General features: G+C 40.7%; 18 protein-coding genes. 8 read left to right on the forward strand and 10 right to left on the reverse strand.

Features of this window, described 5'->3' with window-relative positions; translation table 11 throughout:
- Nucleotides 1-32 precede the first annotated feature (32 nt).
- The gene (locus N483_RS06105) at nucleotides 33-425 is read right to left on the reverse strand and encodes a hypothetical protein (protein ID WP_023401935.1); all 393 of its coding nucleotides are present in this window, start codon (nucleotides 423-425) and stop codon (nucleotides 33-35) included.
- 378 nt (nucleotides 426-803) lie between these two features.
- Between N483_RS06105 and N483_RS06110 the strand changes: the two genes are divergently transcribed.
- Nucleotides 804-2,816 (forward strand): protein-disulfide reductase DsbD family protein, encoded by a 2,013-nt coding sequence (locus tag N483_RS06110; RefSeq protein ID WP_023401934.1) that lies wholly within the window; start codon nucleotides 804-806, stop codon nucleotides 2,814-2,816.
- Complete coding sequence (locus N483_RS06115; protein WP_023401933.1) at nucleotides 2,800-3,408, forward strand: redoxin domain-containing protein; 609 nt, start codon at nucleotides 2,800-2,802, stop codon at nucleotides 3,406-3,408. The genes N483_RS06110 and N483_RS06115 overlap by 17 nt, the downstream gene beginning before the upstream one ends.
- 134 nt (nucleotides 3,409-3,542) lie before the next feature.
- Here the strand turns inward: N483_RS06115 and N483_RS06120 are convergent, their stop codons facing one another.
- The 7 genes from N483_RS06120 to N483_RS06150 form a co-directional block, all read right to left on the reverse strand.
- Nucleotides 3,543-3,767 (reverse strand): hypothetical protein, encoded by a 225-nt coding sequence (locus N483_RS06120; protein WP_023401932.1) that lies wholly within the window; start codon nucleotides 3,765-3,767, stop codon nucleotides 3,543-3,545.
- 2 nt (nucleotides 3,768-3,769) lie between these two features.
- Nucleotides 3,770-4,837: a hypothetical protein gene (locus N483_RS06125; protein ID WP_023401931.1), complete on the reverse strand. Its 1,068-nt coding sequence runs from the start codon at nucleotides 4,835-4,837 to the stop codon at nucleotides 3,770-3,772.
- A 273-nt stretch (nucleotides 4,838-5,110) separates the two neighbouring features.
- On the reverse strand, nucleotides 5,111-5,890 hold the full coding sequence (locus N483_RS06130) for a hypothetical protein (protein ID WP_155250824.1): 780 nt from the start codon (nucleotides 5,888-5,890) through the stop codon (nucleotides 5,111-5,113).
- A 348-nt stretch (nucleotides 5,891-6,238) separates the two neighbouring features.
- Nucleotides 6,239-7,453 carry a hypothetical protein gene (locus tag N483_RS06135; RefSeq protein WP_023401929.1) on the reverse strand — a complete coding sequence of 405 codons (1,215 nt, stop codon included), beginning with the start codon at nucleotides 7,451-7,453 and terminating at the stop codon, nucleotides 6,239-6,241.
- A gap of 511 nt (nucleotides 7,454-7,964) precedes the next feature.
- Nucleotides 7,965-8,867 (reverse strand): hypothetical protein, encoded by a 903-nt coding sequence (locus N483_RS06140; protein ID WP_023401928.1) that lies wholly within the window; start codon nucleotides 8,865-8,867, stop codon nucleotides 7,965-7,967.
- A gap of 767 nt (nucleotides 8,868-9,634) precedes the next feature.
- Nucleotides 9,635-10,339 (reverse strand): cupin domain-containing protein, encoded by a 705-nt coding sequence (locus N483_RS06145; RefSeq protein WP_023401927.1) that lies wholly within the window; start codon nucleotides 10,337-10,339, stop codon nucleotides 9,635-9,637.
- 514 nt (nucleotides 10,340-10,853) lie between these two features.
- Complete coding sequence (locus N483_RS06150) at nucleotides 10,854-11,573, reverse strand: SDR family oxidoreductase (RefSeq protein ID WP_023401926.1); 720 nt, start codon at nucleotides 11,571-11,573, stop codon at nucleotides 10,854-10,856.
- Between the two features lie 79 nt (nucleotides 11,574-11,652).
- Here N483_RS06150 and N483_RS06155 point away from each other — a divergent pair, with 79 nt between their 5' ends.
- Entirely contained in the window at nucleotides 11,653-12,771 is a 1,119-nt protein-coding gene (locus tag N483_RS06155; RefSeq protein ID WP_023401925.1) for a LysR family transcriptional regulator, read from the forward strand.
- A gap of 103 nt (nucleotides 12,772-12,874) precedes the next feature.
- Here the strand turns inward: N483_RS06155 and N483_RS06160 are convergent, their stop codons facing one another.
- Nucleotides 12,875-13,498: a hypothetical protein gene (locus tag N483_RS06160; protein ID WP_023401924.1), complete on the reverse strand. Its 624-nt coding sequence runs from the start codon at nucleotides 13,496-13,498 to the stop codon at nucleotides 12,875-12,877.
- Nucleotides 13,499-13,672: 174 nt separating this feature from the next.
- Between N483_RS06160 and N483_RS06165 the strand changes: the two genes are divergently transcribed.
- Together N483_RS06165 and N483_RS06170 are read left to right on the forward strand one after the other, a co-directional pair.
- On the forward strand, nucleotides 13,673-14,224 hold the full coding sequence (locus tag N483_RS06165; RefSeq protein WP_023401923.1) for a TetR/AcrR family transcriptional regulator: 552 nt from the start codon (nucleotides 13,673-13,675) through the stop codon (nucleotides 14,222-14,224).
- A 263-nt stretch (nucleotides 14,225-14,487) separates the two neighbouring features.
- Nucleotides 14,488-15,384 carry a hypothetical protein gene (locus tag N483_RS06170; protein ID WP_023401922.1) on the forward strand — a complete coding sequence of 299 codons (897 nt, stop codon included), beginning with the start codon at nucleotides 14,488-14,490 and terminating at the stop codon, nucleotides 15,382-15,384.
- A gap of 220 nt (nucleotides 15,385-15,604) precedes the next feature.
- Here the strand turns inward: N483_RS06170 and N483_RS06175 are convergent, their stop codons facing one another.
- Nucleotides 15,605-16,030 (reverse strand): VOC family protein, encoded by a 426-nt coding sequence (locus N483_RS06175; RefSeq protein WP_023401921.1) that lies wholly within the window; start codon nucleotides 16,028-16,030, stop codon nucleotides 15,605-15,607.
- Nucleotides 16,031-16,349: 319 nt separating this feature from the next.
- Here N483_RS06175 and N483_RS06180 point away from each other — a divergent pair, with 319 nt between their 5' ends.
- From N483_RS06180 to N483_RS06190, 3 genes are read left to right on the forward strand one after another with little or no spacing between them, the layout of a single operon-like run.
- Nucleotides 16,350-17,933, forward strand: coding sequence for a pentapeptide repeat-containing protein (locus tag N483_RS06180; RefSeq protein ID WP_023401920.1), 1,584 nt, complete (start codon nucleotides 16,350-16,352; stop codon nucleotides 17,931-17,933).
- A 10-nt stretch (nucleotides 17,934-17,943) separates the two neighbouring features.
- The gene (locus N483_RS06185) at nucleotides 17,944-18,558 is read left to right on the forward strand and encodes an endonuclease (protein WP_023401919.1); all 615 of its coding nucleotides are present in this window, start codon (nucleotides 17,944-17,946) and stop codon (nucleotides 18,556-18,558) included.
- Nucleotides 18,559-19,878, forward strand: a complete 1,320-nt coding sequence (locus N483_RS06190) for a hypothetical protein (protein ID WP_023401918.1) — start codon at nucleotides 18,559-18,561, stop codon at nucleotides 19,876-19,878.
- The last annotated feature ends 208 nt before the right edge of the window (nucleotides 19,879-20,086 follow it).

Here is a 20,086-nt window from a genome sequence, read left to right on the forward strand (position 1 = left end):
AGGATCCGCTTTATCTATTTTCAAAAACAAGATCACACTCTAGAAAAAGCACTTTTGCGTTTTAAACCTCCACCACAGTATGGACAGGCTAACGATGTGGTAAGGATCGTTCTACCACAGTCATTGCAGTCGCTCTGCTCTTTTGTATTGACACGCCCGTCAGCCTTTCCGTCCATCAAATCCACTTTGTCGACGTATTTTTTGAGATCGCCCTCCGTTAAACCGGAATGATCTTTGAGCAAAGTCCACATGGCCATCGTCACAAGCTTAAGCTGTTCATGGCGGCGCTCTAGCTCCCGAAGGCGGGCTTCATTGGAAGTTATCTTTCCGTCTTGATACTTATCTTTCTCAAGGTTATTGCGGAGCCCATCTTGCACTTTACCAATTTGCCTATGCTGAAACATGTCCCAGATAAAATCAATCATATCGACTCCTATGAAAAGTTGTTAACACCTAAAAATAAAGCAAATAAGAAAAATATACTTTTAGCGACAATTATGCGATAAACCTGCACAAGTACACACAGTCCACATTGCCATCAGCGACAGTGAAAATGAATATCAAGTAACTCACCATTTCTCTTCACAAGCTGTCACAATAATCAATTGGCCCCTTACTAAATCTGAATATTCGAGGTGTTATAAACCTATTGAGTACCAAACGACCTACAAATGCACGTTAGTCGCAAATCATTTCATGCCACGTAAGTACATAGTAGGCTTATTAAGTTGGGTGTTTTATGAACTAAATTATTGAGTTTTGAGACTACAATAATAAAAGACATTTTCGGAACAGATACTTGCATGGTTAAACTTTTCTTTATTTTTCTGTTGGTATTTTCATGTGGAGGATTTGCACAGAATTCAGCCACAGGGCCACATATTGAAGTTTCGCTGGTATCCGAAACCAGTCAACTCAGCATAGGGAAAATCCATTGGATAGGCATCAAACTGAATCCGGAACAAGGTTGGCATACCTACTGGCTAAATCCGGGTGATTCCGGAGAAGCCCCTAAAATTGACTGGCACAGTGATGCGCTAGAGTTTGGAGATATTCAATGGCCAATCCCTAAAGCAATAGAGGTAGCGCATTTAGTGAACTATGGCTACGAAGGCAATACCTTACTAATGGTGCCAATAACGCTTAAAGACGAGACCCTTACCCATGTAACCATCAAGGCCGACTTGTCTTGGCTAGTCTGCAAAGAGGACTGTATACCAGGGTGGGCTAAGTTAGAACTAAATTTACCAATCGTGCCAACAGGGCAAGCTATCGTCTATTCCGAGCACCAAACCCTATTTGAGCAAACTCGCCTGCGTTTGGCGAACAAGTCATTCATTGAGGCTCAATTTGAGCTAAGCGAAAGCCATATAGCTGTGCAAATGGCATTGCCGTATCAATCTAACTGGCAGATATTTCCATTTAGAGGCGATGTGATCCAGCACAATGCTGTGCAAGTTTGGACACAATCACAAGATGCGGCCCAACTAATGTTACCATTATCTGATTATTTTTCGTCACAACCCGACTCACTGAAGTTTTTAATTAGCGACACCGAGTCTGGGTACTATGTCCATGCCTTGCCCAATTCACCCGACTTTAGTCGCACCGATAACGCTTCAACGAAACCGCTTTGGGTTATTTTAGCTTTCGCATTTCTTGGAGGTTTAATCCTCAATATCATGCCTTGTGTACTGCCTGTATTGTCGATGAAAGTCATAGCGCTGAGTTCGACAGAGCGTAAAAGTCACTGGGGGTATCCACTAGGGGTCATTATCAGCTTTTGGCTATTTGCTGCGGTAGTCGTTTCACTGAAGGCGGCCGGCAGTGCCATTGGCTGGGGGTTTCACCTACAAGAGCCCTTGCTGATTGCTGCACTGGCCTTTTTGTTCACTTTCATCGCAATGATATTGTGGGACTTAGTGCCACAAAGCGCAAACATGTCAGGAATTGGACATTCATTGACACAAGGCAGCTCTTTCTTCAGTCAGTTTTTTACTGGTGTACTTGCGGTTATCGTTGCTTCCCCATGTACAGCACCATTTATGGCGACGGCACTAGGTGTTGCCATGCTTAGCCCTGCATTTGAAACCTGGCTAGTTTTTACTGCCTTGGCAGTTGGTTTTGCGCTTCCTATGACACTACTACCTATGTCGCCACACTTTGCAAAGGTATTGCCAAAGCCCGGAATATGGATGGAAACCTTTAAACATTTCCTTGGCTTTCCTATGCTTGCGACTGTGGTGTGGTTGGTTTGGATATTTTTATCTCAAACCGGCAGCCTAGGCCAATTGTGGTTATTGTCTGGGCTATTACTATTTGCACTCTTTATCTGGCTATCGAGTAAAATGAATCGCCCTTTTAGCTATATTCTCGTGCTCATGGCAGTCGGTATGGCAGTACTTTCAAGCATTAAAGGCACACAAATTACTAGCGATAGTCAGCAACTCAGTTCTGGCCAATTTAATGAACAAAAACTCACGCATCTACGTAATGAAAATCATGTTGTGGTAGTGAATATGACCGCCGACTGGTGTATTACTTGTAAGGTAAATGAACAAGTCGCCTTTAAAGATAAAGCGCTAAAAGCACTCTTTGAAGAAGAGGACGTCGACTATCTAGTCGGAGATTGGACCAACAAGAATTCAACTATTTTAAACTATTTGACGCAATATCAACGATCTGGTGTCCCCTTGTATGTTGTGTATGCAGGAAACCACAGTAAACAGATTTTGCCTCAAGTTTTAACACCTGAGATAGTAATCGATGCTATCTATGAAGCTAGGAGGGAAATTAACAATGCAACGTTTAATTAAATGGTTTTTAATTACACTCTTTTTTGCCCCAGCCATGAGCATGGCAGCAGCAAAAATAGACGCTATGGCACCTGATTTTACACTGCAAGATTCTTATGGAAAAACGGTGAATTTATCAGATTTCAAAGGTAAATATGTGGTACTGGAGTGGACAAACCACCTTTGCCCCTATGTCAAAAAGCATTACGGTAGCGACAATATGCAGTCGCTGCAACGCAAGTACACGCAACAGGATGTGGTTTGGCTGTCAGTCATTTCCTCTGCAAAAGGTAAACAGGGGCACGTTGATGCCGACAAAGCCAATAGCCTAACCAAAAGTCGAAATGCATCTCCATCTCATGTGTTATTCGATGAGTCGGGGACAGTTGGTCGTCTTTACAAAGCCAAAACGACGCCCCATATGTACATCATTACCCCTGAGGGTAAATTGAGTTACGCGGGTGCCATTGACAGCATAAAATCGGCAAACCCCGCAGACATACCAAAAGCGACAAACTATGTTGTCAGTAGCCTAACCAACTTATTGGCAGGTAAAGCCATCAACAAGAAAATTACTAAACCGTATGGCTGCTCAATTAAATACAAGAGTTAGTCGATGCAATTGAGTTAGAGATAGAGATAGAGATAGAAATAAGCTGGAAATATTGCAAAGCTTAGCAATCTTGCTACACCAGCTTATTTCAACGTCTTAACAGTGAAATCTAACTTCCCCCAAAACACCGTTGATTAGTTTTCAGCATTGGGGTCGCTAGACTTTCTCTCTATTTTACTCGTAAGCGCAGTCGTCAATGTACCAAAGAAAAACCCTAAAATGACACCACCCCAATTAACCAGTACTTCTGGCAGCTCATTTTCAGGGTATTTCACGGTCACAATTGCGACGGGAAGGATCACCATGACCGCCAATATGGAAGCCACAACAACCAAAACGCTAATGTGCCAATTAGACATATTTACCTCCTTTCTACGATGTTTTTGAGTAGAGTTGTTGCGTCACGTATCCGTTTCGAGCTAGGTTTATTATCATGCTTAAAAATCGATTCGTACTGCTGTATCGTCACTAGTAACTTTTTAGCCATGTCATAGTACAAAGTGTCTTTTGCTATATCCTCCCGTGAGGTATAAGGAAACCCTGTCACTTTTTCAAAGCTCGTTAACCAATCCCCTAAAAAAGTACGTATTGTTGATCCCTTTTTTATTACCGCGTTATTGTCAAAATAGCTTTGGATCACCATAGCCGCGTCAAAATGGTTGCCCGTCTTTTGATACAACTTGTATTCACCCTGATAGGGCCTCGCGTTTGCTGGATTTGCCTTTTTAGCAACGGCATAAGCCGACACCGCCACATCAAAATAGGAAGTTGTCGCGTCAATCTCTTTTTCAGGATCTGGTACATTTGTATATACGTGGCCGAGTTGTAAAAATAGCTTATATCTCTCACGATCACTGAGGCCTTCTGTATAATTCAAAAAGTCGCCATCAGTGGTCAGATCCATATGTCTGATTGGCAGTGTATTTTGGGTCTTTAACGCATCGCCAATCAGCCTTACTTTGTAAGAGTAGATGTCAAAGCTTTGATAGATGGCACTTGCAGAATCCAGCTGATCCAATGCCTTAATATAATCGCCTGTTAAGGCAGACTTTTTTGCAGAAAGCACTAGAGTATCTGCTAGGTGCTCCTTTGTCCTAACATTGATGTGGTGTTCTGTTTTGCCACTAAAGCCTGTTCTTATCTTATCGCGCTCTGGGTCAACCTGCACAAAGTCAGTATGTTCGACAAACAAAGTAATATGCTCCTTAGCAAATTCATCTGGCGGTAGCCGTTTACTGAATGTACCGTCCGACGCAAAATACTCCGCTTCGATACGCTCTCCTTTGGCGAACAGGACCACTCTAGCGTTTTCAATATGTTGACTTGGTGGGGTTTGATTTATGACCGAACCGGCGACTAAAATACTCTTGCTAAAGCAGCCTGCAGAGAAAAAAACAACCAGTATGGCAAAGAAAGATTTCAACATCATACGCCCTCCTCTGGCCCGTTTTTTATTCAATGGCACTACTAGCATAGCAGCAGATACCACCTTTTGCGTTCATTTAACACATCATAAAAAAGGAGTAATAACTCTATCAGCATCAACACATTCACATGCGTGACTAATTGCTAAAGCGAATTAATTTAAATAAACAGACCAGCCAAAAGCAAACCACAAGAACCATTTAACCACACAAATTTAAAACAGAGATTTTTATACCTTCAATATGAAAACAAGGAGTAAAAATGCAATATAAGCCATTTACTTGTTGTTTTTCTTTGCAGCTCGTTTTTGCCTTATCCGTTTCTCCATATTAATATAGTCTTGCACTCCATCTTCAACAACGTAGTAAGTCACTAGAATCTCTTCAGCTGGTAGTTTCATTGCGGCTTCTTTTAGATCTTTTAAAGACTCTAATTTATCCACCACCTCTAGTGGATTGTCATTAATATTCAAAAAACTCTCTTCGCCAAGTTGTTTTGAAGCTTGATTGCCATCCATTTCTCTGTTTACTTCCCGCAAATACAATGGCAAATTACGTATATTGTCTACTTGTCGTTTAGCACTTATATATTCTCCTAATTTTTGCAAGCGATCGTTTGTTTTTGTTACAAAGTCATGTTTGAACTTCCATGGCATTTTATATAAATTCATCCTTGTTTTAGCAATTGCTGTTTCTAATGATTTTCTCTCTGCCCATCCCGATTCGAAAAACTGTTTAATTCGGCTTTTTTCTATTCCCAGCTCCGTAAACCTCCCTGTTTTACGTATGGAATCCAAATTTCTAGCGGCCCAAATTGCATTATTGTATTTATTGACACTTTCCTTCTCCAACTCTGTTAACGCTTCAATTTGCAATGGTGTAATTTGTTCTTCAGACTCTTTGTTTTGTGCGATTACTTGAGAACCCGTAATATCAGTTGTTGGTTTACTTGGTCCTTTTTGCATTAGAACCATTTCTGACTCTTTGTTTTGTGGCTTAATCTGATTACCCGTAATTCCTGTTGCTGGTTTAATCGGTCCTTTTTGACTTTGCATCACTTTCTGACTCCTTATTATTTAAAAAACCTTCAAATTAACTCCAGCCATATAAATTTAATATATAATTTTTAAACTAGCCACAAGCAACCAAACAAACACAACACCAAAAAATTAAAATAATTAAAATACATAACAACATTATAATCAATTTTTCTTTAAACGTGAAAAACCCAGAAAAATGAGGTTCCACGCTAAAAAACCAATGGCGCTCATGTCGCTTTCATGACAAATAAAAAAGGCTAGATTAACTATAAACTAAAAATCATGGTGCAATTATCTTATCCAATCAAGGTAAAAATAAACTAATTTAAATATGAAAAAGCATGAAGCTTAACTACTTACAGGTTACTATTTTTTTTGAGTGTTCCACTTATACACGTTGTCCTCATACCCATCTTCAAAAGCACTTTGATCTATAGAGGTCCCCATTCCTGTTTCAATCGCTCCTTTTCGTGCAGGATTTTCCAGCCCTTTAACAGCTGTATACAAATCAACTAACGATTTGGCCCTGTCGCCCGGAGCGGAAGTGAGTTTTTGGTCATGCAAAAACTTAAACATTTTTTTCCATTTGGTAACTGACACATCGGTCGCGTTCGTGCCATCCTTCGTGGTGTCGTCAGTCGCTGTTTGCACAACGGTTTCAACTATACTGGTAATTTTAGCCGCGCCTTCGAGCACACTATCTCCTTTAGAAGGGTGAATATCAGCAGCTGCCCGAGTAAAGTAAGTTGTCGGCTCTGGATAATAAATTTTTAGTGGATGTTTATCATATAGTTCTTTTCTTTTATCAACTTCATAGCCGTTAAGTTCATCTAAAAAGGTTTGGTATTTATAATCTTCAGACTCTTGTAGATCGCTCGCCCCTGTCGAGCTCCAGTGGTAAGGCGTTGTAAGAACTAAAGGCATATTGAGCGTATCAGACACAATACTTTTGGCCCCTTTTGAATCACCAATTGCTTTAGCAGCAGCGTCAAGACCATTCTCTATTTCAGACTCCGACCAGTCTTGATCATCATCCGCAGTTTTGTATATCAAGTCTCGTCGCTCATCTCCCGCAAGCCACTTGTTTGCACCCCAGTGCCCTAAAGCGGTTGTATGAGCAAGCTCTCGCCACGCGCGAAAAGGGAAGTTAGTTCTTATTGGCCGCCCTATTTTATTTTGCTTTCTCGCGAGATCTGATGAATTTAAATTTGCCCAAATCCAAGTCGCAGATCCCCAACGCAAGAAGTTTTCAATGTAACCAAAGGTGTCATCTGACTTTTTTTCATAATCTCGCTTTTTAACTTTGTCATACTTGTATTTGATACCATTTATTTTTGTACTGCCCTTTTTAACTGCCCCTTGGTTTAAATCAGGTTCCCCATCAGCATTTCCTTCTCTTTTGTTAAAGCCAATGGCGTAGAAAATTCTATTTTTCAAACTCGGTTTTAAGCCACTGTGTTTTGCAACGACACTGTTTATTAGTTTCCGATCTGTGTGCAAGCCTTTTTCAGCAGGCGCTATCATTTCAACAATGACACCTGTCTCCTTCTTTGGCTGCTCACTTTGATCTGCATTCAGCATAACGCATCCTTAGTTTTGTTTATGAATTGAAAAGCGCATTTGTGCTGGGCAAAAACAACCGCAGTAAGCCGTCAACCTCTGAGCATATAGACTGACTCACACGCAGCACAAAGCTAATTTGTGATTTAAAATAATTAAGTTAGAGATTTAAATTTAAAAAAGGGGGCGAAGAGCTTGTTCTATAACACAATCAAATTGTGGGTCCACTGATTTGAATTCTCACTTGTGTCATCTCGGTGGAAATATGATTGACGTGTTATACAGCTAGATAAGTCACCGTCAACAAGGTTGATCATGTTGTAAAACACCAGCTCATATTCGAACACTGTAAAATTAAGAGCTTATCCGGCTTCAAAACACGGTTACTGATGACGCAGGCCGCTCGGCCCCTTCAAATGATTGAGATTACGTCATTTAATTTGGATATCTACATGAACAGTCTTGAGATATCGTCAATAAAATGAGCAGTCGTTTTTTAATACAAAACTGAAAAGCCATTTTCTAGTACGAGTTATACCCACTTTTTGAAGGTCAAATCAGGAGTTGTCGTTACGACCTCATAAGCATCAGAAGTATGATTGCCCTTTCCTGCCCCAGAGTGATAGCCGTTGGCGGTGACACTTTTACCAATCTTCGTAAACCAGAACTTCCAGCGCCCCTTCACCCGCTCTAGTGAGTCTGTCAGCTCGTAACCTGAGTTGGGGACTACCTTATCTTTCACATCGGTACGACCACATTTAAAGATACAGGTTTGTGTGATATGGCCATCATAACGGGTGCCGTCTTTGTCCGGTTTTAGCTTATTCTTGTCGATAGAACCATACGAGATGCGCGTGTGAGAATCACTCCCTGGTGAGTCGCCATCCAGATAGTCTGAGTTTTCTCCCGGGCCAACTGTTAACGGACCAACAGGCGCGCCCCCCTGCACTTGCTCTGAGATCATTACCTCATCCAACCAACTATAGTCGTTTGGCACGCCATCGCTCTCATAGGCATCAGAGACTTCCATAATGGCCTCATCATCATCGACAAGACTATTTTTCGCGCTGGGAAGATCCCAGTTTTGTGGGTACGAGGCAATCGCAAAATGATTGGTGATTGGTGAATCATCGATTTCTTTATTCTCAGATTTTACCATCAGCTCTTCACCCAGTTTGGTTTGCTGTTTTGGACTAACGGTGATTTCTATTTCTTTGCTTAATTTAACATCACCGAGCACCGAGACGTCGCCCTTGGTTTTAGATTGGTTACCTTTTGCATCATATAATGCCAGTTTCAACTCCTCTTGCTTAATCGTACCTTCAACTTTTGCAGCCACTTTGGCCGACGCGCCCCCCGGACGAAGACGCTCATAGGTTCCCAACTTTGTTGCTTCCTTAATATCTTCTGAAGCTGTGATTTTTGGTTTCATCATAATAAAGATCCTTAATATTGATGGTGCCACTTACATAGTTTTACTACTACTTGCATGTAAAAAGGATTGAGCCACCTTATAAAGAAGATGCTTAATCCCTTATTTACTCGGTTCTTTAAAATCTGCTTTCAACCAAAATTCATCTTGGTTAGATTTGGAAATCACTCTCTATCTGGTCTAATAGGCTGGAAGCTAGAAACAACAAAACAATTTCTTTCTTTGAATGCGCCCTATAAATACCGGATAGTTAATTAGTCTGTTTGTATGCCAACTGCCATCGGATCATATACATCTACACATCATTGCCATTAATAAATAGCGCTGCAAATATTTATTTTTTAGCGTGCACAAAGGAGGCTGTAAGTACCAACTATCAACATTATTGCTTATATACTGGCGCGGTATGTACAGCCGAAATCGTTGGTAATCATCACTGAGTTTTAAGCGTTCCGTATCAGTAAAAGTGCGTTATTTTGAGGTTTTTAGTCGTATTTAGGCAGCAATACAGCGCCGTCGCTTAACGCGCAATGCGTTATAACGGCTTCGCTGCATCACCTACATTTAGGTAATCTTATTTAATAATACCGCTGTTTTTATTGGAAAACGCAATATACGCTGCGCTTTATTAATACCAATAACGCAGCCAATGCGATTTTGTGAACAATATTATGATTTTAAAAAGGCAAGTAAACCCACGCTAAACCTGTTCATAACGTCCAAAGGCACCCAGTCGGCTAAACGTTTGAGGTGATTCACCCAACCTAAAGTTAAATATCACAAACACGCTCTGGTGTTTCATAGCCCCCCAATGCATCAATAAACTCATCTCCCCATTCCATCACTTTATGTTCACTTAACTCCACAAGCCCTTGCGCTTGCAGCGCCACAACTCTATTGGCGACTTGCTCCAATTCATCGACATGGCAGGGTTTAAATAGATCCGGATAATCTTGTGCGATGACTTTCGCTTTTTTAGGGCACACAGTATGCAGTGGATGTTCAAAGGGCACATAGGGTCCGAGCATTACTTCAACTACCATGGGGGCATCTTCTGCCCCCCAAAAACAGTGTGGCGTCGCATGTGGAAACAATATCACGTCACCTGGCCCCACTTCTTTTTTTGCCATTTTTCCCTTATAAGTTTGCACAATGGCTGTACCATAGCCCTCCAACACAGTGATCAAACGGCTACTTAACGGGTGAACATGCATATCCCCTTTGGCCGCTGATTTTGGCGGAAACATATCAAAGCCGAATGAAAGCCCATCCTCTTGTTGTTTAACAATTTTAGTCAACATGCAATCAATTTTTTCCCAAGGAAAAGCGTCGAATTTTTTATAGTCTGGCAATGCCTTTAAAGGCAAGCGATCAAAGTGCTTCCCCTGCTGCCATTGAACGAGTACAAATTGGTCCAGCTGTGCTTTGGTGAGTTTTTGCCTGTTATTTAATAGGCTCAGTAAATTATCTGTCATTTTCATACTCCTTTTTGAAAAACTGTTTCAGACTTAAGAATCTAATACGTCTGTATTGGAAGCTATCATCAGGCTAAAAGCAGACGGCTTAGCTCTGTCTCCTAAAGTAATTTCCCAATGTTTGCTTTTAACGAGCATTTCCAGCGACACAAGTCACCGCCCAAACTTCTATGTATAAATTAGATATACCTTCAACTTCATAAATTTTCGGCCCGCGAAAATGCTAACCCAAGGTTGCAAAAATGTAAAAACAAATATTCAAATTCATGATTGAGGCGAGAAAGCATTCCGTTGATTCAGTGCATGCAAAGAAAATACAGAATAGTAAGTTGGACATTGCTGCCAAATATGAGGTTACTTAATTACACAACAAAGGCCGGAGTTATTCAGGCTATTTCACATAAGTGCCCACTGTGTTGAGCTGCTTAATCACCAGTTCTTGCGCAACAGCCATGGCAGAGTGAATTACTCTGCCATGAAGAGCTCAATGCCGGTGTTGCTTTTGTTCTCTGTGCTAAGGTTGCTGACGTGTTGCAGCAATTGCAAGCTCTCGAATGCACACGTATTGTGGCTGCTCTTGAATAAACAGTGCAGCTCTGGCGATGTCATCCGCGATTAACGCTCCGCCCATGGTCTGTTTCCAGTCTTCATAACCGGTTTTAATCTCTGTTGAAGTTGTATGACTTAATAACTCTGTTTCCACCGCGCCTGGACAGATACTTGTCACCCTAACACCAAACTCTGCAACTTCTTCGCGTACATTTTCACTGATAGCAGACACCGCAAACTTAGTACCACAGTACGCCGCATGATTAGGAAATGTTTTCTTTCCAGCAATTGAGCTAACGTTAATTATCGTCCCACTTTGTCTTGATTTCATAGGCTCAAGCACAGCTTGCATGCCCCCTAACAAAGCCAATACATTAACATCAAACATCTTCGTCCATTCACTGCGCTCTTGAGTATCAATTTGCCCAAGTAACATGACGCCAGCATTGTTAATAAGGCACTCGACAGGGCCATATTGGGCCTCTGCTTTTGCGATCGCTTTTTCAAATGCCTGTCTATCCGTTACATCGACTTGTTCACATAAACAATTTGGTAGGTCGAGCGCGACCAATTTCTCAATACGTCTAGCAACGAGTAAAAGTGGGTAACCAGCTGCACTAAAACGCCTCGCTATAGCCTCTCCGATACCCGAACTTGCTCCGGTAATAACAACCAGTTTTTTCATACGATTTCTCCAATATTTAATGCGTTAGTCTTGCCTACAAAGCTCTGTTATTGTGAATAAGTGCGCTGCAATATCAGTTATGCGCCGAACAGTTGCTTATTCGACCTACTTTATTGGTGAAACAGACGTGAGTGTTCAGCTTACCTTTTTCGTTTCACATAGCACTTTTCAAGTAAATGAAGCTGCAAGCAACTTCGAACGCTATTGTATAAAATCGTCTATTGGTGATATATACTTATCAATTCACATCAATGTTTACTATAAGTTACCAATAGAGTCACTTTATGGACCAAGTAATATGAATAAAGCCGTGAGCTATTCAGATATAAAAAGCTTTTTAGTGTTGGTCGAGTCAGGCAGTTTTACCAATGCTGCACAAACACTGCGCTGTTCTCGGTCCCACGTTTCCAAACAGTTGACTCAACTTGAGTCTGACTTGGGTGTGAGCTTGATGGTTAGAACAACACGAACACAACACCTCACTGATGCAGGTGAGATCTTCTATGAAAAATGCAAGCAGTCATTTTTAGGCATTGAATCGGCCATTGAGCGCGCCAAAGAGCAGGCTTCTAGCCTATCGGGGAAACTTAAAATTAATAGCGTTGGTGGCTATATCGGCGAAAACATCATCGGCCCTTTGGTGTCAGACTTTATGAAAGCACACCCAGAGATAAGCGTTGTACTGGATTTCAGTAGTCAAAGGGTTGACTTGGTCTCGGGCGAATTTGATTTTGTGTTTAGAATGGGAGAACTATTCGACTCAGCCCTGATCGCTCGAAAGTTGACAGATATTGAAGTCGGCACATTTGCCAGCCCAGACTATATTGAAAAGTACGGTCGCCCTACAGAGCCTAAAAACTTAGACAGGCACAAATGTATAGCTGGCAGCATGAACCAATGGAGCTTTGTAAATTCATCATCTGGGGCGAGGCAAAATATCAGTGTAAACGCTGATTTAGCCTGCAAAAATGGTCGAGTAATGCTCCACGGCGCACTACTTGGCAACGGCATAATTCGCGTACCAAATGTGTATTGCACCGATGAAGTTCAGCAAGGGCGCCTTGTTCCAATATTTAAAAATTGGCAGCCAGAGCCAACACCGTTTTATTTGCTCTACCTACAGGATAAACATCAATCTGCACGGATCATCGCTTTTAAAAACTTTGTTTTAACGCACTTTGCTAAATACTTTAAATAAGCCTGCCTTCTATATTTTGATGGCGTTTTGCTATTAACTGCGCACTGCCCGCTAGCTTAGCCTGCGTCACAACCCCTACGCAGGCTAAACACTCATAATACTACTAACTGGCTTCTACATTTGGTCTGTAGGGTTCCTCGCGCACACCGTGAGATAAAACCAGCTTAATAATGTAAATTGACGCCAACCATTCAAGCCCCGGCGGGCCGACAAAAACCAATTGACTCAACATAATCGAGAACATAACAATAAGCAGAGCAACGGGCCGATGAATATACTGTGGTAAACAATGGATCAACACAACTGACAACATCATCAATCCATACCAGAAAAATGCGTATGACCAACTGACATCAAAACACAGTGGTACTGCAAAAATCTGAAAATGTATCGCTGGGAATAAAAACTTACTGCCTACCAGCTTACCTAAAAAGTTCAGCTCTAGGGTTTGATTTGTATGTAAAAACCGTTTCATCGATCCTAAAGAATTGGTCAGCACACCTCCTACCATATCCAATGCCAAAAAACTGGCAACGACATACTGTAACACCGACCAATCGAGTGTACGCCACAGCGCAAAATATAGAATGACCGGCGCTAAAAACGCAGCATAATTGGCGATTGCACTTTCAGCCTTGGTCGGACTAAACCCTGCCGTAAAATTAAACTTACCCATACAGTGCCAGTCAATCTTTGCCCCATTAATGATGTGTTTATCTTGTGACATTTTTACCTCTACTTACAAAAGCCAAAATTAGCCGCATATTTTTATCGACCACTTGGACTATATAATAATCACAAGCGCAAAGTTTGATCAACCTTTTTAGTCCACTTGGTCCATAATATATTTATGCGTTATACTGGGCTGAGTAGAATTATTAGATAGATCATGAGCTAAACGATGCCAAAAGTTATTGACCGAGACGCATATCGGATTGAGCTGGCCACAAAAGCCATAGATATCTTTACAGAGCACGGATACAACGGCTTAGGGATGCGTGGCATTGCAGAGGCATTAGGTGTTTCTAAAAGTGCTTTGTATCACTACTTTCCGAGTAAAAAAGACTTGTTTGAAGCAAGTACGGAAATAGTCACACAAAAGCACAGCTTATATGGCACAGCAGATGAGCAAAGCATACCCACATCCAAAGCAGATGCATTACACGCAATCATCTCTACCTTAGACAGCCGATTTCAAGGCGAAATGGTACTGCTATTAGAATATATAAAAAACCGCGATCCGCAGGATATCGCCGACGATAAATTACTGCAAAAAGCAGACTCACGTTTTATGGATGAACTTGCGACCATAGTTGGCAGTGAGCAATCAGAACAGGCCTATGCATTAGTGATGGGCGGCTTATTACTTAGGCTATTAAATGGCCAACAAACCTCAATTGAAGTGATCAGCGATTGGATTAAAAATATGGCAAAAGTTAACCCCACTTCATAAACAACAACATTCATAAACCAGCTTCCTATCAACCCGATGGGAAGTAGCCATTTTGCAAGCAAGTTGCCACGCTTTCCTTGCCAATCCATTCTAATGCGCTGATCTGAGCGTACAGCTCAGGCGCTAATTTTATTTATTTCACCTACGTATTTTATGTATCAAAAGCCTTTGATTCACATTTATTTCACCAAAAACCCTCTATTGATTCACAAAAAGAAGTTAAATATAATAATTCTCATTTTTATTAAAAGGATAATAACCAAATGAAATTACTCTCTGTACTCTTGTTGTTGCTGTTTTCTATACCTGCACTAGCAAAAAAACCAGTACGCGTGGTGGATATAGGCGTGATGGGCTTAGCTTCCCATGACTTATTTCAATGGAATGCACAAACACGAGAAAATGAAGAAAATGGACGTTTTGATTTAAGCACCATTTTTGACTATGCCAATGGCACAAAAATTTACCAAGGTGGCAACCCCAAAAACTCTTCAAATGCCGCAGTCTATTCAATTACACAAAACCTAGTGAGTTTTTATGCGGGTAAAAAAGCTACGCTGCTTATGTCTAGACAAATGACTGAAGAACAGGCACATATCATCGCTCGACAGCAAACTGTAGCGTTTTTTATGGGTATGGTCATTGAGTCTTACGAACGTTTTACCAACGCTAGGTTTCCTAACTATGCCCTTGCGCAAAGTGTTACCGACGATGAGCAAGGCGTAATGCGCGCACTGCATGATATTTTACCTGGCAAAATTTATGTCAATCGTAATTTCTCTCAGCAGCAGCTTGAAGTAACTGACTTTAAACTCGCGATGAACCAACTGTCTCCAACAGAAATGATGCAATATGTGAAGTTTTTTGATGGCGCATACGACGAAGAATACCTGCATGTTGTGATCCCTGGCTTCCCAGATTCTCGGGTAATCAATTTAAAAGAAATAGATCAAAATTTTATAGCAGAACAAACCAATTACAATTTGGATAATATGCTCCGCGAGTTGCATTTTTACGGTAAGTTTCCTTTCTTCGGCAACATTGTTGAATTTACCAGTTTTGGCTATCACCTAGAGAGCCTATTCGCAAAAGGTATATGCAATAAATATGTTGATGGAAGCCCAAACCCTTGGAACTCAGTTTCAATAGAGTGTTACTAATCGGCAATCTGACTTAAAAATATGGCTGGTGCTCATTTGCCAGCTATATTTAACTGCCCTCAAATGCTCAAGTGAGCAATTTTAAAGGGCTGTTGACTCTTCAACTTAATAATTGCTCCACCCTTTTGTGTCGAGTTCACTGCCATATATTAACCGGGTTTTATACACCCAAAGAGTAACGCTTAGTTTAGGGTAAGTCGTCATTCGCAAAACGGCGCTTTTACAAAGCTGCGCTATCGTTACACACTAACTCTAAGACATTTTGCTCTGGATCTTTTACATAAAGAGACTTCCAATGACACCAGTTATGCTGTGCGGTGATCACTTCACATCCCGCCTTTTCTAACCGAGATTTCTCTGCCAAATAGTCATCTGATGATATTTCCAATGCGAAGTGATGTAAGCTTGAGCATGCAGGCTCAATTGAACTGATGTTATCCTTAGCGAATGCGGTGGGCAGCTCTTGCGCAAATAAGCCTAATACTTGCGTATGTCCCCCGTACCCTTCTGCGATTTTAAAAAAAGCGACTTTTGGTAATTCTTTGATTAGCTCAAGGCCAATAATGTTAGAATAAAAGCCTTTCATCTTATCTAGATCACGTACTCTGAGTACCGTTTCCCCTAACCCTTTAATTGCAGGATTCATCTATTTCTCCTTAAAACTATTTGGTGTATCTATGTAATTTTATAAATCCCTAATTTATGATATTTAAAAGGCATTAATGATCAAGTGCACTTTTCTCATTAATTTTAGTAAGTTACCAATATAGGCATACTCGTTCAACGCGATTCTCATCTGCAAAATACCGCTCTCACTTATGCCAGCTTTATTCTGCTTTGCAAGGCTCTAAATCTCATGCCAGTAAATGAGCTATGTCAACAAATCAACGACTCTGACCCCATTGATATGATTGAAAAAGAAACGTAAATTTAACCCCCACAAGCACCAAGGAGCAATAAACCCCATGGCAAGAGATGACAACAAAAAGACAATACTCGAGGGTCAAGCAGCGATAAACCTTTGGCTAGAAGGTGTCGATATCTGGAATCAGTGGGTAGCAGACAATCCTGTTGCTGATATCAGCTTTGTAGATGCTGATTTTAGGCAGTATGACAAGGTTTCGTTTGAGCGTTACATGTTCCCAAAAGGTCATGTTAACTTTTCCCGTGCACAGTTTGGCAAAGGTGATGTTTACTTTGATCGAGCGCGATTTGGAGAGGGTGACGTTGACTTTTCCAGTGCACAATTCGGTGAGGGTGATATTAGCTTTGAAGGTGCGCTATTCGGCATTGGTAGTGCTTATTTTTACAATGCTCAATTTGGTCAAGGCGAAATAGACTTTTCTCGAGCACAATTTAGTAAAGGTATTGTTAGCTTTGAGTTTGCACAATTTGGTGAGGGCGACGTTAACTTTTACTCTACACAATTTGGTGAGGGTGATGCTTACTTTTACAACACCCTGTTTGGTAGGGGCAATGTTTACTTTTACTGTGCGCAATTTGGTGAGGGCAATGTTAGCTTTGAAGGTGCACAATTTGGCCAAGGGTTTGTTAATTTTTACGGAACACAATTTGGTACGGGTGATGTTTACTTTGATGGCGTACAGTTTGAACAAGGCGATGTCAGCTTTTACGGTACACAATTTGGGGAGGGTACTATTGGCTTTTCCAATGTACAATTTGGGAAGGGCGATGTAAGCCTGGCATCAGCCAAAATTCTAGGACGGCTAGAATTTTCTAACCTTGTAAAAGTAAATAAAATTAGTGGCTTATCTTTCAAATTTACGACTTTTGAAGGCCCTGTTGACATGGATGGCAATGAGTTCCACTGCATTCCTGACTTTACCAATACAAAACTTTCCCACCAGCTAAGCTTGAGCCACTTCTCTGTTAAACCCAAAATGCGCAATAAAGGAAAGTTATTTGTAAAAACTCTCATCGGGTTACGGCGGATTTGGCTTGGTTCCCAACTTAGGTTCTCAAGCACTAAAAAAGCGATAAAACTCTCAAGAATAATGGCGAAAAAATTCCCTTGGTTAGCCCAAACTACTGCGGCTGATAGGCAAGATATAGATCGACTAAGACGACTTAAGGAATTGGCTGAAAGTAACAAACATCATAAGCTTGCTTTAGACCTACATATTGAGGAAATGAAATGTAGCCGCTGGATTGAAACGCCTTGGCACCAACTTTTCACTGAGTTTCTGTTTCAAAAGCTTGGCGATTATGGGCGTAGTGTTTTGCGACCCATAGTCTCACTCATTTTACTCTGGTTAGTATGCGCCCCAATATATGCAACAGCATCCAATAACAAAGAAATTTCCTTTGATGCACTCATATTTTCTTTTTCTCAAATGTTCTCCATAATACCGAGTTCAAAAGATGCACGTACAGAGTCATCTCAAGCACTTTACGGCACCTTGATTGACGGTAAACTAGTTGTGGACGTCCCTCACATGGTGTTTGTTGTAGCTGGGGTACAATCTCTTGCATCTGTTGCGCTGGTGTTTTTAATAGGTCTTGCACTGCGTAACAGGTTCAGAATATAAGGATTAATTGATGAAACATATCTTTTTTTTATTAGCAGGGCTGGTAATGATCTCCCCGACTTTTGCTGATGAATCTGAGTATAAAAAAGTGCGCGACAAAGTTTTCTGGATAAAATTGTACAATCAGGATTATGAAACATTCTATTGTGGTAAACCCAAAAAAGCAGGTGAAAAGGTAACACTTGAGCACATATATCCTGCCGCTTGGATTGCCGAGTCGTTAAAGTGCACATCACGCAAAAGTTGTAAACACGATAAATACCGTGAAGCGACATCAGACTTACATAATCTATGGCCCGCAGATAAACGCTATAAAACAAGCCGACAAAGCCTCCCCTTTGGTACGATCCCAGAAAATAATCCTTATTTTAAAAACGATAGCTGCGACTTTGAGCGCACATTGGGTAAGAAGGCAATTGTCGAGCCAAGAGACGAAATTAAAGGTCAAGTTGCACGCAGTTTGCTATACATGATCCACTACTATGACTTACCACATAAGGACATGTTGCCATTGCTCGTAAAGTGGCATACTGAATATCCACCAACTCCGGCAGAAATAGAAAGACAAGATCGCATTGAAGCAATTCAAGGTCGCACCAATGAGTTTGTAAAAGGAAATATTTAAATGTTTCAAGAGTTTCGAGACTTCCTAACCATAACGCTTGCCAAGCGGTTATCTAGCCCTTTTTTAGGTACTTTCATATTTACATGGGCTGTCGTGAATATAGATATGGTATTGCTGGTATTTTCCAATGTTCCTTGGGATGTACAACAAGCAAATATAACCAGTTACTATACTAAATTTGAATGGTATCGACTGGTACTTCCGTTATTGATAACCGGATTTTATGTCTTTGTTTGGCCTTATTTGGACATGTATATCTTTAAATTTACCAAAGAGCTTAACTTTAAATTTAAAGAACTGCAGATCAAACTCGAAGGTGAACAACCAATATCGAAAGATGAGCTTGATACCCTTAGAGCCAGCCATAAAGCAGATAAAAAAGCTTATGATGCAGATATTGAAGCGCACGAAAAAACAATTAAGCAATTGAAAGATGAGGTAAAAGAGTTAGAGTCCCGGCCAACACAAGAAGCGTTCGATAAGTTAACTGCAGAGCGAGATTCTCGACCGACTCAAGAGGCCTTTAACAATATACAAGTGGAGCTTAAAGAGAGGCCCAGTATCAATGCGTATAATGATTTGAAAAATGAATACTCACAAGCAGCCGATGATGCAAAGGCCAATAAGTCAGGCTGGGATGAAGAGGTAAAATTACACGAAAACCTCAAACAAGAGAGAAAAAAAGAAAATGACCAGCTCTCGAAATTAATGGCGGAAGTCGAGCAACTCAAAAACAGCAATACCGAATTACAAAATAACCTTAAAGATTCTCAAATTGATTGGCTCAATACTGTTAATAATGAACTTAAGTCTGAAAAAGCAGCTTTCACAATAGACTTTGATGAAACTGGTGTACTCGTTTCAAAACCAACCCATGATGAGACCAATAGAGAAGATATACACTACAACTACTCATACAAACTGGACAGTGATTTAGTTAAACTAATCCTCTCTAAGAAGAAAACGGTACCTAAGCCAGAAATTAGGTTTACACAAAAAGACATCCCTGATCATATTTGGGAGTACTTTACCAATGTTCACTTTAATCGGCTTTCAAACACCTTACCAACTGACGGTGCGTTAATAGGTAGTAATCAGTTTGATTTTCAAATGAAAGAAGATCTTGATTCTTGGGACGCGTACAGTGTTCTTGAGCATTGGTATTCAACTGAGCAATCAAATGATCCTGCGCCCATGAAAAATAAAAGCACAATACAAAACAAATACAACTCTTCACTGGTGTCAAAAAATGTCAAAAAAGACAGAAACCACGAAAAATTGACCGATTCCAGTGACACAAAAAGCAAAGAAAGTGAATAATAAATTAATCAAGAAAATAGCTTAAGAGCAGATGACTTGCTTCACAATACATACTCATTGTTAAATGTGTTGTGAAGCAATGACTTTAACCCCGATTTTTGACGTGCTATTTAGTTACGGTGACTGAACCAGAGTTATTTAATAGAGGTTAATTATCACCTCCTATTTTTTGATGTTCACTTAAAACCAGCAAAAACTGCCTTCATAT

It is taken from the genome of Pseudoalteromonas luteoviolacea NCIMB 1944 (genome assembly GCF_001625565.1).
Classification (GTDB): Bacteria; Pseudomonadota; Gammaproteobacteria; order Enterobacterales; family Alteromonadaceae; genus Pseudoalteromonas; species Pseudoalteromonas luteoviolacea_F.

Excerpts from the sequence above, each read along its gene's own strand:
- N483_RS06105 (WP_023401935.1), bottom strand. The coding sequence starts at position 425 with ATGATTGATTTTATCTGGGACATGTTTCAGCATAGGCAAATTGGTAAA.
- N483_RS06110 (WP_023401934.1), top strand. The coding sequence starts at position 804 with ATGGTTAAACTTTTCTTTATTTTTCTGTTGGTATTTTCATGTGGAGGA.
- N483_RS06115 (WP_023401933.1), top strand. The coding sequence starts at position 2,800 with ATGCAACGTTTAATTAAATGGTTTTTAATTACACTCTTTTTTGCCCCA.
- N483_RS06120 (WP_023401932.1), bottom strand. The coding sequence starts at position 3,767 with ATGTCTAATTGGCACATTAGCGTTTTGGTTGTTGTGGCTTCCATATTG.
- N483_RS06125 (WP_023401931.1), bottom strand. The coding sequence starts at position 4,837 with ATGATGTTGAAATCTTTCTTTGCCATACTGGTTGTTTTTTTCTCTGCA.
- N483_RS06135 (WP_023401929.1), bottom strand. The coding sequence starts at position 7,453 with ATGCTGAATGCAGATCAAAGTGAGCAGCCAAAGAAGGAGACAGGTGTC.
- N483_RS06140 (WP_023401928.1), bottom strand. The coding sequence starts at position 8,867 with ATGATGAAACCAAAAATCACAGCTTCAGAAGATATTAAGGAAGCAACA.
- N483_RS06145 (WP_023401927.1), bottom strand. The coding sequence starts at position 10,339 with ATGACAGATAATTTACTGAGCCTATTAAATAACAGGCAAAAACTCACC.
- N483_RS06150 (WP_023401926.1), bottom strand. The coding sequence starts at position 11,573 with ATGAAAAAACTGGTTGTTATTACCGGAGCAAGTTCGGGTATCGGAGAG.
- N483_RS06155 (WP_023401925.1), top strand. The coding sequence starts at position 11,653 with ATGCGCCGAACAGTTGCTTATTCGACCTACTTTATTGGTGAAACAGAC.
- N483_RS06160 (WP_023401924.1), bottom strand. The coding sequence starts at position 13,498 with ATGTCACAAGATAAACACATCATTAATGGGGCAAAGATTGACTGGCAC.
- N483_RS06165 (WP_023401923.1), top strand. The coding sequence starts at position 13,673 with ATGCCAAAAGTTATTGACCGAGACGCATATCGGATTGAGCTGGCCACA.
- N483_RS06170 (WP_023401922.1), top strand. The coding sequence starts at position 14,488 with ATGAAATTACTCTCTGTACTCTTGTTGTTGCTGTTTTCTATACCTGCA.
- N483_RS06175 (WP_023401921.1), bottom strand. The coding sequence starts at position 16,030 with ATGAATCCTGCAATTAAAGGGTTAGGGGAAACGGTACTCAGAGTACGT.
- N483_RS06180 (WP_023401920.1), top strand. The coding sequence starts at position 16,350 with ATGGCAAGAGATGACAACAAAAAGACAATACTCGAGGGTCAAGCAGCG.
- N483_RS06185 (WP_023401919.1), top strand. The coding sequence starts at position 17,944 with ATGAAACATATCTTTTTTTTATTAGCAGGGCTGGTAATGATCTCCCCG.
- N483_RS06190 (WP_023401918.1), top strand. The coding sequence starts at position 18,559 with ATGTTTCAAGAGTTTCGAGACTTCCTAACCATAACGCTTGCCAAGCGG.